At 63.3% G+C, this 13,956-nt stretch carries 16 protein-coding genes; 3 read left to right on the forward strand and 13 right to left on the reverse strand.

Translation table 11 applies throughout. The features are described 5' to 3' along the window. Positions 1-58: 58 nt before the first annotated feature. The 13 genes from hisD to C8D04_RS10710 all read right to left on the reverse strand — a co-directional run bounded on the left by hisD (position 59) and on the right by C8D04_RS10710 (position 9,912). A complete protein-coding gene (gene hisD, locus C8D04_RS10650) occupies positions 59-1,381 on the reverse strand; it encodes a histidinol dehydrogenase (RefSeq protein WP_116004824.1) in 1,323 nt (440 codons plus the stop codon). A gap of 30 nt (positions 1,382-1,411) precedes the next feature. After that, positions 1,412-1,765: a hypothetical protein gene (locus C8D04_RS10655; protein ID WP_116004825.1), complete on the reverse strand. Its 354-nt coding sequence runs from the start codon at positions 1,763-1,765 to the stop codon at positions 1,412-1,414. Between the two features lie 144 nt (positions 1,766-1,909). Continuing rightward, on the reverse strand, positions 1,910-2,575 hold the full coding sequence (gene hisG, locus C8D04_RS10660) for an ATP phosphoribosyltransferase (RefSeq protein ID WP_116004826.1): 666 nt from the start codon (positions 2,573-2,575) through the stop codon (positions 1,910-1,912). Then, complete coding sequence (gene murA, locus C8D04_RS10665) at positions 2,575-3,843, reverse strand: UDP-N-acetylglucosamine 1-carboxyvinyltransferase (protein ID WP_116004827.1); 1,269 nt, start codon at positions 3,841-3,843, stop codon at positions 2,575-2,577. The genes hisG and murA overlap by 1 nt, the downstream gene beginning before the upstream one ends. 89 nt (positions 3,844-3,932) lie before the next feature. After that, positions 3,933-4,178 (reverse strand): BolA family protein, encoded by a 246-nt coding sequence (locus C8D04_RS10670; RefSeq protein WP_116004828.1) that lies wholly within the window; start codon positions 4,176-4,178, stop codon positions 3,933-3,935. A 90-nt stretch (positions 4,179-4,268) separates the two neighbouring features. Continuing rightward, on the reverse strand, positions 4,269-5,024 hold the full coding sequence (locus C8D04_RS10675; RefSeq protein ID WP_116004829.1) for an ABC transporter permease: 756 nt from the start codon (positions 5,022-5,024) through the stop codon (positions 4,269-4,271). Beyond that, positions 5,021-5,974: an ABC transporter ATP-binding protein gene (locus C8D04_RS10680; protein WP_116004830.1), complete on the reverse strand. Its 954-nt coding sequence runs from the start codon at positions 5,972-5,974 to the stop codon at positions 5,021-5,023. Before C8D04_RS10680 ends, C8D04_RS10675 begins: the two co-directional genes overlap by 4 nt. A gap of 77 nt (positions 5,975-6,051) precedes the next feature. After that, on the reverse strand, positions 6,052-6,333 hold the full coding sequence (locus tag C8D04_RS10685; protein WP_116006139.1) for an STAS domain-containing protein: 282 nt from the start codon (positions 6,331-6,333) through the stop codon (positions 6,052-6,054). Between the two features lie 13 nt (positions 6,334-6,346). Beyond that, on the reverse strand, positions 6,347-6,985 hold the full coding sequence (locus C8D04_RS10690) for an ABC transporter substrate-binding protein (protein ID WP_116004831.1): 639 nt from the start codon (positions 6,983-6,985) through the stop codon (positions 6,347-6,349). Positions 6,986-7,014: 29 nt separating this feature from the next. Next, a complete protein-coding gene (locus tag C8D04_RS10695) occupies positions 7,015-7,791 on the reverse strand; it encodes a VacJ family lipoprotein (RefSeq protein WP_233521250.1) in 777 nt (258 codons plus the stop codon). An 8-nt stretch (positions 7,792-7,799) separates the two neighbouring features. Further along, complete coding sequence (mlaD, locus tag C8D04_RS10700; RefSeq protein ID WP_116004833.1) at positions 7,800-8,282, reverse strand: outer membrane lipid asymmetry maintenance protein MlaD; 483 nt, start codon at positions 8,280-8,282, stop codon at positions 7,800-7,802. 17 nt (positions 8,283-8,299) lie between these two features. Next, positions 8,300-9,082: a lipid asymmetry maintenance ABC transporter permease subunit MlaE gene (gene mlaE, locus C8D04_RS10705; RefSeq protein WP_116004834.1), complete on the reverse strand. Its 783-nt coding sequence runs from the start codon at positions 9,080-9,082 to the stop codon at positions 8,300-8,302. Further along, entirely contained in the window at positions 9,079-9,912 is an 834-nt protein-coding gene (locus C8D04_RS10710; protein ID WP_116004835.1) for an ABC transporter ATP-binding protein, read from the reverse strand. Before C8D04_RS10710 ends, mlaE begins: the two co-directional genes overlap by 4 nt. A gap of 378 nt (positions 9,913-10,290) precedes the next feature. On the opposite strand from C8D04_RS10710, the gene speD reads away from it, so the two are divergent. The 3 genes from speD (at position 10,291) to C8D04_RS10725 (ending at position 13,764) form a co-directional block, all read left to right on the forward strand. Further along, the gene (gene speD, locus C8D04_RS10715; protein ID WP_116004836.1) at positions 10,291-10,713 is read left to right on the forward strand and encodes an adenosylmethionine decarboxylase; all 423 of its coding nucleotides are present in this window, start codon (positions 10,291-10,293) and stop codon (positions 10,711-10,713) included. Between the two features lie 152 nt (positions 10,714-10,865). Then, the gene (gene speE / locus C8D04_RS10720; protein ID WP_116004837.1) at positions 10,866-11,807 is read left to right on the forward strand and encodes a polyamine aminopropyltransferase; all 942 of its coding nucleotides are present in this window, start codon (positions 10,866-10,868) and stop codon (positions 11,805-11,807) included. A gap of 85 nt (positions 11,808-11,892) precedes the next feature. Then, the gene (locus C8D04_RS10725; protein WP_116004838.1) at positions 11,893-13,764 is read left to right on the forward strand and encodes a putative nucleotidyltransferase substrate binding domain-containing protein; all 1,872 of its coding nucleotides are present in this window, start codon (positions 11,893-11,895) and stop codon (positions 13,762-13,764) included. Positions 13,765-13,956: the final 192 nt, after the last annotated feature.

The following is a 13,956-nucleotide window of genomic DNA, read 5'->3' on the forward strand; positions in this document are numbered from 1 at the left end:
GCGCATGCTGTGCATGCCCTCGTGGCAATTTTCGTGAAAACTCACGATGCACATGAATCTATGACGGGTCCCGGCTCAACCGCATCTCCGCGGCCTGCGCATGCGCCTGCAGGCCCTCGCCATAGGCCAGGGTGGCAGCGATCGGGCCCAGCACTTGCGCACCGGCCTTGCTCACTTCGATGAGGCTGCTGCGCTTTTGGAAGTCGTACACACCCAGCGGCGAGGAAAAACGCGCCGTACCGCTGGTGGGCAGCACATGGTTGGGGCCGGCGCAGTAGTCGCCCAGGCTCTCGCTGGTATAGGCCCCCAGGAAGATGGCGCCCGCGTGCTTGAGCAGCGGCTCCCAGCGGTGCGGTTCGTGGCTGGAGATTTCGAGGTGCTCGGGCGCGATGCGGTTGGAAATGTCGCACGCCTCTTCCATGCTGCGCGTATGGATCAGCGCCCCCCGGCCGGTCAGGCTCTTGGCAATGATCTCGGCGCGCGGCATGGTGGGCAGCAGGCGGTCGATTTCGCGCTGCACGGCGTCGATGTAGGCCGCATCCGGGCACAGCAGGATGCTCTGCGCCAGCTCATCGTGTTCGGCCTGGCTGAAAAGGTCCATGGCCACCCAGTCGGCGGGCGTGCTGCCGTCGGCCAGCACGAGGATTTCGCTGGGGCCCGCGATCATGTCGATGCCCACGGTGCCAAACACATGCTTCTTGGCGCTGGCCACGTAGGCGTTACCAGGGCCGGTGATTTTGTCTACCTTGGGCACGGTCTGCGTGCCGTAGGCCAGCGCGGCCACGGCCTGCGCACCGCCGATGGTGAAGGCGCGCGTGACGCCGGCCACGTACGCGGCGGCCAGCACCAGCGGGTTTTTCTCGCCTTTGGGTGTGGGCACGACCATGATGATTTCGCCCACACCGGCAACGTGCGCCGGAATGGCGTTCATCAGTACGCTGCTCGGGTAAGCCGCTTTGCCGCCGGGCACGTAGATGCCCACGCGGTCCAGCGGCGTCACTTTCTGGCCCAGCAGGCTGCCGTCCGCATCGCGGTAACTCCAGCTCTCGCCGCAGGCCTTCTTTTGGGCCTCGTGGTAGCTGCGCACCCGTGCGGCGGCGGCCCGCAGAGCATCGCGCTGGGCGGTGGGAATGGCGTCAAAAGCGGCCTTGAGTTCGGCCTGCGTCAGCTCCAGCGCCTGCAGCGTGGGGGCTTGCAGCGCGTCGAACCGGGCGGTGTATTCGAGCACGGCGGCATCGCCACGCTTGCGCACGTCGGCCAGGATGTCGGCCACCCGCTGCTCGATGGCGGCATCCTGGTCGGCCGACCAATGCAACCGGCTCTGAAAAGCATTTTCAAAATCGGCACTCTCGGTGCGCAAACGAACGGGTGTGGCTTTCATGGCTCTCTATCGAAAATTAAAGGCGGAGGATTATTCGGTATCGGCCGATACGTCGCCTGTCTTGCGGTTGTAACGCAGCGTGATCTTGTCCAGCTCACACAGATTGAAGCCCTCCCATTCGACCTCAGATTCGTCGTCCGTGAACACGACTTTGATGTCCTGTACGCAATGCTTGGTATCACCGAACTTGAACTTGCGCGCCTGGCTATTGAGCAACTGGTTGTCGCCCAAACGGTCTTTGCCCCACTTGTCCATTTTCGTGGGCGAGATATAAACTTCATTGAGTGCATAACCCGTGCGGTTGACAAGCGTGAAGTCTGCATCTGCAGCACCGGCAACACCGGTCACAGCCAATACACCGATCAAAGCAATTTTCTTGAACATACGATCCCTGAAGTTTTTGAATTCACTGTTGCATTCAGACACGAATTTGCCTGAGGCAAGCGCATTGTCGTAGGGAGATCAGTCGGCCCAGCTGGGGGTGGCGAATAATTTACTGAACGCCCTTGCTCAAGCGGTTCTCAGGGTTCAAGGTTCAGGACGAATGGCGGAGGCAAACGCATCAATGATGCGGCGCAGCGGTGCCTGCTTGAGCTTGAGCGCCGCCTGGTTGACCACCAGGTGCGAGCTGATGTCCATGATGCGCTCGACCTCCACCAGGTGGTTGGCCTTGAGGGTGTTGCCGGTGGACACCAGATCGACGATGGCATCGGCCAGGCCAGTGAGGGGCGCCAGTTCCATGCTGCCGTAGAGCTTGATCATGTCCACATGCACGCCCTTGGTGGCAAAAAAATCGCGGGCGATGGCGGTGTACTTGCTAGCCACCCGCAGGCGGGCGCCCTGGCGCACGGCGTTTTCGTAGTCGAAGTCGGAACGCACGGCCACACTCACGCGGCAGCGCGCAATGCGCAGGTCCAGCGGCAAAAACAGGCCCGAGCGCGCGGCACCGCCCCATTCGGCGCTGTGCTCGATCAGCGTGTCCTTGCCACACACGCCCATGTCGGCGCCGCCATACTGCACATAGGTAGGCACGTCCGAGGCACGCACCAGCACCACGCGCACATCAGGCTGGTTGGTCGCCAGAATCAGCTTGCGCGATTTTTCAGGGTCTTCCAGCACCTCGATACCAGCAGCGGCCAGCAGCGGCATGATCTCGTCGAAGATGCGGCCTTTGGAGAGAGCAAGCGTAATCATCAGATTCTTTCAATGTCTGCGCCCAGGCCGCGCAGTTTGGCTTCCATGCAGTCGTAGCCGCGGTCGAGGTGGTAGATGCGGTCCACCACGGTCTCGCCCTCGGCCACCAGCCCGGCGATCACCAGACTGGCCGAGGCCCGCAGGTCGGTGGCCATGACCGTTGCGCCCGAGAGGCGGGGCACGCCCTCGGACACCGCCAAGCGACCATCGACCTGGATGCGCGCACCCAGCCGCACCAGCTCGTTCACATGCATGAAGCGGTTTTCAAAAATAGTTTCGGTGACCGTGGCCGTGCCCTGTGCCACGCAGTTCAGCGCCATGAACTGGGCTTGCATGTCGGTGGGAAAGCCTGGGTATTCGGTGGTGCGAAAACCCTGCGCACGCAAGGCCGCAGCACCTGGGCTGCGCACATGGATGCCGCCCTGCGCGGCCTCAACGGTGGCACCAGCTTCGCGCAACTTTTCGATCACGGCATCAAGGTGGTCCGCACGGGCATGGCGCAAAAAGGCGTCACCCCCGGTGGCCGCCACAGCGCACAGAAAGGTACCGGCCTCGATGCGGTCGGCCACCACCGCATGCTCGCAGCCGTGCAACTGTTCGACGCCCTGGATGCGGATGCGGCTGGTGCCATGGCCTTCGATCTGCGCGCCCATGGCGATCAGCATTTCGGCCAGATCGGAGATCTCAGGCTCCTGTGCGGCGTTTTCCAGCACCGTCTCGCCCTCGGCCAGACTGGCGGCCATGAGGAAGTTCTCGGTGCCGGTCACGGTGACCATGTCGGTGGTGATGCGTGCGCCCTGCAGGCGCGTGCGGCCCTCGGGCAGGCGGGCAATCATGTAGCCGTGTTCGACCACAATATCGGCGCCCATGGCGGTAAGGCCTTTGATGTGCTGGTCCACCGGGCGCGAGCCAATGGCGCAGCCGCCCGGCAGCGATACCGTGGCCTCGCCAAAGCGCGCCAGCAGCGGGCCGAGGGCCAGCACCGAGGCGCGCATGGTCTTGACCAGCTCGTACGGCGCTTCGGGCGTATTCAGGCCACTGGCATCAATGCGCACGCTGCCATCGTCGCCGCGCTCGGCTACCACGCCCATGTTGCGGATGAGCTTGAGCATGGTGTTCACATCCTGCAGCCGAGGCACGTTGCGCAGCACCACCGGCCCGGCCGTTAGCAGCGCGGCACACAGCTCGGGCAGGGCCGCATTCTTGGCGCCCGAGACCGGCACCTCGCCCTGCAAGGGGCGGCCACCGCGGATGAGGAGCTTGTCCATGGTCAGCAATTCAAAATATGAGTAAAAACAGGCCCTAGAGCCTACCTATCAAGCGCTGCAAGCTATATTTTCAATAGCACACAAGTCGCTCAACGCTCTGCCTGGGCCGCCCATTCGGCGGGGGTGAAGGTTTTCATGGACAGGGCATGCACTTCGTCGGTCTGCATCTTGCCGCCCAGCGTGGCGTACACGCACTGGTGGCGCGCAATGGCGCGTTTGCCTTCGAATTCAGGCGAAACAATGGTGGCATACCAGTGGCGCCCATCGCCTTCGAGCGTGATGTATTCACAGGCCAGGCCCGTGCTGATGAGGTTGCGGATCTCGTCGGCGGTCATGTCAGGTTCCCAGGAAAAACAGCCTGCGCCCTATCGGCCTGCAGGCAAAAAACAGCGGCACCGGGCCGCCCATGGAGTACAGCACACGGGTCATGAGCGAATCTTGTACCCGGTGCGCAGCAACTGCAGGGCCAGGGCACTCACGCACAGCCAGGCCGTGCCGACGATGCCCAGGCTGAGCCAGGGCGAGGCATCGCTCTGGCCAAAAAAGCCGTACCTGAAACCATCGATCATGTAGAAAAACGGGTTCAGGTGGCTCACTGCCTGCCAGAACGGTGGCAGTGAGCTGATGGAATAGAAAACGCCCGAGAGAAACGTCATGGGCACGATGATGAAGTTCTGGAAGGCCGCCATCTGGTCGAACTTGTCGGCCCAAAGCCCGGCAATGATGCCCAGCGTGGCCAGCAGCGCCGCCCCCAGCAAGGCAAACACAATGATCCACAGCGGCGCCGCCAGCTCGGGCAGTGCAAAAACCAGCGTCACCAGAAAAACCCCCAGCCCCACCACCAGACCGCGCAGCATGGACGAACCCACATAGGCCACAAACCACGCGCGGTGCGACATGGGCGTGAGCAGCTGGAACACCAGGCTGCCCATGATCTTGCTCTGCACCAGGCTGGATGAGCTGTTGGCAAAGGCGTTTTGCAACACGCTCATCATCACCAGGCCGGGCACCAGGAAGGAGACGTAGTCGATGCGGTCGTACACCTTCACATGGTCTTGCAGCACGTGGCCAAAGATCAGCAGGTAGAGCACGGCGGTCAGCACGGGGGCGCCGACCGTCTGGAAGCTGACCTTCCAAAAGCGCAGCACCTCCTTGTAGAAAAGCATCTGCCAACCGGTCATGCGTGCTCCAGTGGCTGCAGGGATGCGCCAGCAACTTCCTCGGCGGCCGCTGCGGCGGCCATGACGTTGAGAAACACATCCTCCAGGTCGGAACGGCGGATCTCGATGTCCTGCACCTCGACACCGGCCTCACGCAGCGTGGCCAGATAGTGCTCAATGTCCTGCGCATCGTTGGCCGCCAATTGCACCACCCGCCCCGTCACACGGGCCTGTGCGGCCAGCGCGTCAGGCAAAGCGCTGTCGGTTTTGAAGACCAGCACATTGCCCGAGGCCGCCTTGAGCAGTTCGCTGGTACGGTCGAGCGCCACCACGCGCCCGTTCTTGAGCATGGCAATGCGCCCGCACAAGGCCTCGGCTTCTTCCAGGTAGTGCGTGGTCAGCAAGACGGTATGGCCTTGCTTGTTCAGCTTGGCAATGAAGTGCCAGAGCGTCTGGCGCAATTCCACATCGACCCCGGCCGTGGGCTCGTCCAACACGATGATGGGCGGCTTGTGCACCAGCGCCTGGGCCACCAGCACACGGCGCTTCATGCCGCCCGAGAGCTGGCGCATATTGGCCTGGGCCTTGTCGGTCAGACCCAGGTTGGCGAGCAGTTCATCGATCCAGTCGTCGTTGTGGCGCACGCCGAAATAGCCCGACTGAAAGCGCAGCGCCTCGCGCACACTAAAAAAGGGGTCAAACACCAATTCCTGCGGCACTACGCCCAGCTTGCGCCGGGCCTGGGCATAGTCCTGCTGAACATCGCTGCCTTGCACCAGCACGCGGCCAGTGCTGGCACGCACCAGGCCCGCCAAAATGCTGATCAGGGTGGTTTTACCCGCACCGTTGGGACCCAGCAGGCCGAAAAACTCGCCTTCCTCGATGTCCAGGCTCACGCCGCTGAGCGCATGAAAAGAGCCCCGGGGCGTGGAATAGGTCTTGGAGACGGATTGGAAGGAGACTGCAGGCATGTGAGACAGCGATTTTACGGCCTTGGCCCTAAGGGGCTGTCCAAGGCTGCCATGCACCGCCACGGGCCATGGGGGCATCACGCCCCAGCGGCCTGCGCGGGGAGCAAAGACTCCACGCCGTACAACGCAGCCATTCCCGCCAGTGCCGGGGGCAAATCCTTGATGGCCAGGGTTTTGTGGCACGCCAGCGCCTCGCGGCGGCATTCGAGCAACACGGCCAGCGCCGAACTGTCGAACACCCGCAGCGCACCGGCATCGATGACCCAGTGCAATGCCGGGCCCGCACGCAACCCCTGCAGCAGCGGCTCGAGCACGCCGCTGGCTTGGCGGTGCGTCAGTTCAACCGGCAAGGCCAGCACCGTGTCCATGCCTTCAGCCCTTGGCGTTGCTTTGGTTGCGCGCGGTCAGGACGTCGATCAGGCCGTCGATGCCCTTCGCATTGATCTCCCGGGCAAACTGGCTACGGTAGGTTTCCACCAACCAGGCTCCCAGCACATTGAGGTTGTAGATTTTCCAGCCCGTGCCCTCGCCGGGGGTTTTCTCCAGCCAATAATCGAGTTGCACCGGATCCCCCCGGCCCCGCACCTCGGTGCGCACCAGCACGTCCTTGTCCTGCGGGCTGGCCCGCAGCGGCTTGACGTGGATGGTCTGGTCGCTCACCTGCGCCAACGCCCCGGCGTAGGTGCGCACCAACAGGGTCTTGAACTCGTCCTGCAAGCGCTTTTGCTGCTCGGGGCTGGCTTTGCGCCAGCCTGGGCCGACAGCGGCTGCGGTCATACGGCGGAAGTTCACGTTCGGCATGATGGTTTTGTCCACCAGCGCAATGACTTTGTCGAGCTCGCCCGCCTTGATGGATTTGTCGGCACGCAGCGCATCCAGCACTTCGGTAGACAGCCGCTGCACCATCACATCGGGCGCCTCGTCGGCGGCGTGCACCACGCCGGCCCCGGCCAAAGCCCACACGGCAACCAGACTGGCTGCCAAGCGCCCCAAATAACGTCGTTTGATCATTCTTTCCTCACTTCAACACGTGCCCGGATTCACTCTTGCGGCTCGGGGGGCAGTCGGCCATCATCACTGCCGGGCGCAGCATCACGTCCAGCGGCTTCAGCAGCACGCTGGCTGCGCACTTGCAGGAACACGTCGCGCGTAAAGCTGTATTTGTCCAGTGCAGCACCATCCAGCACCTCGCCGGCGCGCAGCAGGTTTGCGCGGGTATCCACCACACGCAGGGCATACAGGCTGTTGCGGGCCGACACGGGATCGACCTGGCGCACGGGGTTGCCCCGCATATCCACAGGCAACGCCAGTGTGTCGCGCACGGTGGATGGCCCCAAGATGGGCAGCACCAGATACGGACCGGGCGGCATGCCCCAGCGCCCCAATGTCAACCCAAAGTCCTGCTTGTGCCGTTCCAGCCCCATCTCGCTGGCCACGTCCAGCACGCCGCCCAGACCCATGAGGGTGTTGATGCCCACACGGAAGAAACTGGACAACGCGCCCTCGGCCCGCAACTGCAGCGTATTGTTCACAAACGACCACGCATCACCCAGATTGGAGAAGAAGTTGCTGACTCCGGTGCGCACCGGCGCAGGCGTGGCCTGCTGGTAGGCCGTGGCCACTGGTTTGAGGACAGCCGCATCCACCGCATCGTTGAAGCGCGTCATGCTGCGGTTGTAGGGTTCCAGCGGGTCGTCCGGATGGGCCTGAGGGCCGCTGGCGCAGCCCGCCAGCAACAGAGCGCCCAGGACCAGGGCGGCGGCCCGGCTGGCGCCCGTGGCATGTTTTTTTTCAGGACGCTGCGCGCCCTTGGTCATCGCGGTGGTCATTTGCTGCTGTCTGCTGCGGGCACGCCTTCGGCGGCCTTGTTAAAAAGAAACTGGCTGATGAGATTTTCCAGCACGATGGCAGATTGCGTTGCGGACACCGCATCTCCTGCCGCCAGATTGTGCTCGTCGGCTCCTGCCTCGATACCAATGTACTGCTCACCGAGCAAACCACTGGTGAGAATCTTGAGCGAGCTGTCTTTCGGGAAAGCATAGCGATCCTGCAATTGCAGGGTGACGCGGGCCTGGTAAGTCTTGTCATCAAACGTGATCGATTCCACACGCCCTACCACCACGCCCGCGCTGCGCACAGCCGCCTGGGGCTTGAGACCCCCGATATTGTCAAAACGCGCCGTCACGCGGTAGCCCGTCTGGAAGTTCAGCGTCAGCAGGTTGGCCGACTGCAATGCCAGAAAAACCAGCGCCACCACGCCGAGCATGACGAACAGGCCGACCCAGACATCGTTCTTGGACTGCTGCATCGTTCTTCCCTTTTCCTTCAGATACTGAACATCAGGGCCGTGAGGATGAAATCCAGACCCAACACCGCCAGCGACGCCACCACCACGGTCCGCGTGGTCGCCCGCGACACGCCTTCAGGCGTGGGCCGGGCCGTGTAACCCTGCAGCAGCGCCACAAAGGTCACCGTGAAACCAAACACGACGCTCTTGACGACGCCATTGCCCACGTCACTAAAAACATCCACGCCACCCTGCATCTGGCTCCAGAAAGAGCCGCTGTCAATGCCGATCATGCCGACCGCCACCACCCAGCCACCGACCACGCCCACGGCACTGAACACCGCCGCCAGCACCGGCATGGCCACAATGCCAGCCCAGAAGCGCGGCGCGAGAATGCGGCGCTCGGGGTCGACCGCCATCATCTCCATGGCGCTGAGCTGCTCGCCCGCGCGCATCAGGCCGATCTCCGCGGTGAGCGAGGTACCGGCACGCCCGGCAAACAGCAGCGCAGTGATCACCGGCCCGAGTTCCCGTAGCAAGCTCAGCGCCACCAGTTGCCCGAGCGCTTCGGTCGAACCAAAGTCCTGCAAGGTGTAATAACCCTGCAGGGCCAGCACGAACCCGACAAAGAGGCCCGACACAGTGATGATGGCCAGTGAATAATTGCCCAAGAAATGCACCTGGTCGCGCACCAGGCCCGGGCGTTGCCACACCGCCGAAAACAATTTCAACAATCGCCCGAACAGGCGCGCGCCCAGGCCGATATCAGCCAGCTTGCAGCGCACGGCAAAACCCAGATCGGAGGGGCGGTACCAGCTCATGTCGCCCCCCCGTCCAACGGGCCGAAATCCTGCGCCACATCGGGCCCCGGGTAATGGAAGGGCACGGGCCCCACGGGCAGCGCATTGACAAACTGGTGCACCAAAGGGTCGCTACTGTGGCGCACCTCATCGGGAGTGCCCTGCGCCGCAATGACGCCCGGCCCCAGGATGACCACATGATCGGCCAGCTTGAAAGTGGCTTCCAGGTCATGCGAGACAAGCACAGTGGTGAGCCCCATGGCGTCATTGAGCTGGCGGATGAGTTGCGCCGCCGTGCCCAGCGAGATCGGATCCAGCCCGGCAAAAGGCTCGTCGTACATCACCAGCTCCGGGTCCAGCGCGATGGCCCGCGCCAACGCCACGCGACGCGCCATGCCACCAGAGATCTGGGCGGGCATGAGATCGCGTGCTCCGCGCAGGCCCACAGCGTGCAGCTTCATGAGCACAATGTCGCGCACCAGCGCTTCGGACAGATCGGTGTGCTCACGCAGTGGAAAAGCGACGTTCTCGAACACACTCATGTCAGTAAACAGCGCGCCAAACTGGAACAGCATGCCCATGCGCCGCCGTGCGGCATAAAGCTGCGCCCTATCCATGCGCCCGACATCCTTGCCGTCGAACAGCACCTCGCCCTGCTGGGCGCGCTGCTGACCGCCAATCAGGCGCAACACCGTCGTCTTGCCTCCGCCCGAAGCGCCCATGATGGCCGTGACCTTGCCCCGCGGCACCGCCAGCGACAGCCCACGCAAAACCGGCTGCGCGCCATAAGCAAAATGGACATTGCGCAGCTCGACCAAGGGATCGGGACAGTGTGGGGAGGTGAGGGACATGGGCGAAAACGCAGGCGCCAAAGGCGTACGATCATATAAGGGATTGCCCTATGGGCCTGTAGACCCTTTTTTTACCCGTGCAAACACGGAGCGCGGCACAACGTTTTGGCCGACCTTGGCATCACCCAAAGCACACCACACCGATAAGGCTATAATTTAGGGTTCAGAAAAACCGCTCGCCCGGCCGGGCGGATTGCTGTCAGCGTTGCATTGGCGTCATACACGTACAACGGAACGAGGGCGCGGCAAGATGGCCGGCGACGCTTCTCCCATTCCCCCACGTGCCCACCGCCTGCAACACACCGGGCGGCAGACGTGGCTTGCATTCCATGGTCTGCCGATTTTTGCCCACCTCGCAAAAAGGGAGAAACCGCACCCATGAAAACGCTATGCCCCGTGCCACCCACGCTCGCCCCTGTCGTCGCATCACCCAAAGCACGCAATGCCACGGGCCTGCACCTGATCGGCGACCTCTATGGCTGCCTGTGTGACAGCCGCCTGATGCACGATGCAGAGTATCTGGAAGATTTTTGCAAAGCCCGCGTTGCAGCAGCAGACCTGACTTCGGTGGGCAGTCTGTTCCACAGCTTTGGCGAGGGCGGCGGCGTGACCGGCGTGGTGGTGCTGGCCGAATCGCACCTGTCGATCCACACCTGGCCCGAATCGGGCTACGTGACCGTCGATGTCTACGTCTGCAACTACTCCACCGACAACCGCCCCAAGGCGCAAAAACTGTTCAACGACATCCAGGCGGCCTTCAACCCGGCCGACCCCCATCTGCACCGTGTCGAGCGCGCCTGAAATGGAACACCCGCTGAGCCGCCTTCGGCGCCTTCCCCCTCCAGGGGGACGACGCCCTTGCTGCGGAGCGGCCCTTGCTCGGCGTCCCTCGCCTGGGGCCGCGCCGTTTGCATGGGCTGTATACGACGTGCACGGCAGAAAGGAACGCTGACATGCCCGAACTCCGCTACATGGCCGAGCGCCTGACGCCCGATTTCGGTTTCTACCTGCGCGAGAGCACCCGGGTGGCGCAAAAGCAGTCCCCCTGGCAACACATCGAGGTGTTCGACAACGCGCTGTTTGGTCGCGTGATGCGCATCGACGGCTGCTTCATGACCTCCGAGCGCGACGAATTTTTCTACCACGAGCCCATGGTGCATTTGCCGGCCATCGCCCATGGCGCGCCGCGCAGCGCGCTGGTGGTGGGCGGTGGCGATGGTGGCGCTGCCGAGGAATTGCTCAAGTACCCGAGCATGGAGCGCGTCCTGCTCGCCGAACTGGACGCAGATGTCGTGCACATGGCTCGCGAATGGCTGGGCAATATCCACCATGGTGCACTGGATGACCCGCGCTTGGAAGTCCGCCTGGGTGATGCGCGCGCGTTGATCGAATCGTGCACCGAACGCTTTGATCAGATCGTGCTTGACCTGACCGACCCGATCGGCCCGGCACTCGATCTCTACACCGTCGAGTTCTATGCCGCCTGCCGTCGTGCCCTGAATCCGGGCGGTGTGCTGTCACTGCACCTGGGCTCGCCCATCCATCTCCCAGAGTCGATGGCGCGCATCGCTGCGTCGCTGCGCACGGCCTTTCCCATCGTGCAGCCCTATCTTCAATATGTGCCTCTGTACGGCACGCTGTGGTGCATGGCAATGGCCTCCTGCGACACGGATCCTGCCGCGCTGAGCGCAGCCGAAGTGGATGCCCGCATCGCCGCGCATGGACTGAAGGATTTGCAGCTTTACAACGGTGCTATGCACCATGCGCTGCTGGCACAACCCAACTTCGTGCGGGAACTGCTGCAGCGCCCGGCAGAACCCATCCACACGGGGGGCACGCTACAAGAGGCCATCGACCCCCACACACTGCCTGCCGTCACGGTCATTCCCGGTTAGGCACAGGGCAGGATCAACCCCATGGGTGGAGCCTGCCCACTGCTGCAACAATGGGTGCATCCATCCCCACTGGTGCTGCATTGCCATGAACCCAGAATCGTCTTCCGCCCCGGCCACCGTCCTGCAGGCACTGGCCCGGCACCGCATCTGGAGCCAGCTTGAACCGGCCGTGCTGGCCACGCTGGCGCCCCAGTGGGAGCAGACAGAAGCCAACGTAGGCACGTCCCTGCGGCCGCAGGGCCAACTGCACAACCGCACCGGGCTCATCCTGGACGGCATGGTGGATCTGCACGATCCCGATCTGGACATCGCTGTGCACCTGCAGCCGGGCGACATGTTTGGCTTTGGCGCCACACCGGAACAACACCTGTCTACCTGGCAGGCCACCGCTGCATCCGATTGCCGCATTGCGTGGCTGGACGCAGAAACCGTGGCCGCCCTGTGCCGCGAGCACGGTGCATTGGCCTATTTTTTCCCCTCTCTGCCTGTCGCAGGGCAAGCCAGTGCTGTGCCGTCGCCCGACGCGGGCGTACACCTGAACCTGCTGGCCACCTCGGTGCGCGCGCTCATCAAACGTGAGCCCATCACCCTCGCGCCGGAAACCTCCATTCGCGCAGCAGCGCAGCAGATGTGCGAACTGCGGGTCTCGTCCGTGCTGCTGGTACAACAAGGCCACCTTTTCGGCCTGGTGACCGATCGTGACCTGCGCAACCGCGTGGTGGCACAGGGCCTGGACATTGATCGCCCGGTCTCCGACATCGCCACGCTGGCCCCCTTGACCATGCAGGCACCAAGCCCGGCATTCGAGGCCCTGCTGCTGATGGCACGGCACAATATCCACCACATGCCCGTGATGGACGGCACACGCATCGTCGGCATGATCACAGCCACTGATCTGGCCGAGCAGCACAGCACTTCACCGGTCTATCTTGCGGGCGACGTGTACAAGCAGACGAGCGTCGAAGGACTCGCGCGCACCAGCACCAAGATACGCCCCCTGCAACAGCACTTGGCCGCCGCCGATGCCAGCGCCTACAGCACGGGCCACATCATCACCACCATCACCGACGCCATCACTACGCGCCTGATCCATCTGGCACAAGCCCAGTTGGGGCCAGCCCCCGTGGACTATGTGTGGGTAGCGGCCGGTTCACAGGCGCGCAGCGAGCAAACCGCCAAATCCGACCAGGACAACTGCCTGGTGCTGGACGACCGCTATGATGAGGCAGCGCACGGCGAGTACTTTCGCGCCTTTTCACGCTTTGTCTGCGACGGGCTGGCCGAATGCGGCTACATCCACTGCCCCGGCGAAATAATGGCCATGACCGACAAATGGCGCCAGCCGCGCGCGCGCTGGGCGCAGTATTTCCAGCAGTGGGTGGACACCCCCGAGCCCATGGCGCTGATGCTGACCTGCGTGTTCTTTGACCTGCGTGCCATCCACGGAAAGACGGAGCTGCTCGACTCCTTGCGCCAGGAGGTGCTGCACCGCACCCGGGGCAAAAGCCTGTTTCTGGCGCACATGGTCGGCAACGCACTCAAGCACCGCCCGCCACTGGGGCTGTTTGGCACCATCTCGCGCATCCGCGGTGGCGAGAATGCCGGCACCATCGATCTCAAACACAGCGGCATCGTGCCCATCGTGGACCTGGCGCGCGTCTATGCACTGGCCGGTGGCGTGGCCGCGGTGAACACCCACGACCGCCTGGAGCAGGTGGCCCAGGCCGGCGAAGTCAGCCCGCAGAGCGCACGCGACCTGCGCGATGCGCTGGAGTTTCTATCCAAGCTGCGCATCGACCACCAGGCACGGCAGATCACCCAGGGGCAGGAGCCCGACAATTTTCTGGCGCTGGAGGAGCTGTCCAACTTCGAGCGCAGCCACCTCAAGGAAGCCTTCTCGGTAGTGCAAACGCTGCAGGGGGTGCTGGGGCAGCGGTATCAGACGGGGAGGTATTGAGTATTTTTGGGATCTAGCGCTTATGGGGCAAGCGTTAGCAGCTATTGTTTTAATAGTTACTGGCATGCCTTTGCAGCGGGCGGAGGCCGGGGTGTGCGCCCGGCGGCGTAGTAACTTTCTCTTGCTTCGCCAAGAGAAAGTCACCAAAGAGAAGGCGACCCTGCTGTCTGGAAGGGGAGCGAGATCTTTGAT

Origin of the sequence: Simplicispira sp. 125 (assembly GCF_003096555.1) — a bacterium.
GTDB lineage: Bacteria > Pseudomonadota > Gammaproteobacteria > Burkholderiales > Burkholderiaceae_C > Simplicispira.

Excerpts from the sequence above, each read along its gene's own strand:
- C8D04_RS10680 (WP_116004830.1), bottom strand. The coding sequence starts at position 5,974 with ATGCCTGCAGTCTCCTTCCAATCCGTCTCCAAGACCTATTCCACGCCC.
- C8D04_RS10725 (WP_116004838.1), top strand. The coding sequence starts at position 11,893 with ATGAACCCAGAATCGTCTTCCGCCCCGGCCACCGTCCTGCAGGCACTG.
- speE (WP_116004837.1), top strand. The coding sequence starts at position 10,866 with ATGCCCGAACTCCGCTACATGGCCGAGCGCCTGACGCCCGATTTCGGT.
- speD (WP_116004836.1), top strand. The coding sequence starts at position 10,291 with ATGAAAACGCTATGCCCCGTGCCACCCACGCTCGCCCCTGTCGTCGCA.
- hisD (WP_116004824.1), bottom strand. The coding sequence starts at position 1,381 with ATGAAAGCCACACCCGTTCGTTTGCGCACCGAGAGTGCCGATTTTGAA.
- C8D04_RS10690 (WP_116004831.1), bottom strand. The coding sequence starts at position 6,985 with ATGATCAAACGACGTTATTTGGGGCGCTTGGCAGCCAGTCTGGTTGCC.
- C8D04_RS10655 (WP_116004825.1), bottom strand. The coding sequence starts at position 1,765 with ATGTTCAAGAAAATTGCTTTGATCGGTGTATTGGCTGTGACCGGTGTT.
- C8D04_RS10675 (WP_116004829.1), bottom strand. The coding sequence starts at position 5,024 with ATGACCGGTTGGCAGATGCTTTTCTACAAGGAGGTGCTGCGCTTTTGG.
- C8D04_RS10710 (WP_116004835.1), bottom strand. The coding sequence starts at position 9,912 with ATGTCCCTCACCTCCCCACACTGTCCCGATCCCTTGGTCGAGCTGCGC.
- hisG (WP_116004826.1), bottom strand. The coding sequence starts at position 2,575 with ATGATTACGCTTGCTCTCTCCAAAGGCCGCATCTTCGACGAGATCATG.
- C8D04_RS10695 (WP_233521250.1), bottom strand. The coding sequence starts at position 7,791 with ATGACCAAGGGCGCGCAGCGTCCTGAAAAAAAACATGCCACGGGCGCC.
- C8D04_RS10670 (WP_116004828.1), bottom strand. The coding sequence starts at position 4,178 with ATGACCGCCGACGAGATCCGCAACCTCATCAGCACGGGCCTGGCCTGT.
- mlaE (WP_116004834.1), bottom strand. The coding sequence starts at position 9,082 with ATGAGCTGGTACCGCCCCTCCGATCTGGGTTTTGCCGTGCGCTGCAAG.
- murA (WP_116004827.1), bottom strand. The coding sequence starts at position 3,843 with ATGGACAAGCTCCTCATCCGCGGTGGCCGCCCCTTGCAGGGCGAGGTG.
- mlaD (WP_116004833.1), bottom strand. The coding sequence starts at position 8,282 with ATGCAGCAGTCCAAGAACGATGTCTGGGTCGGCCTGTTCGTCATGCTC.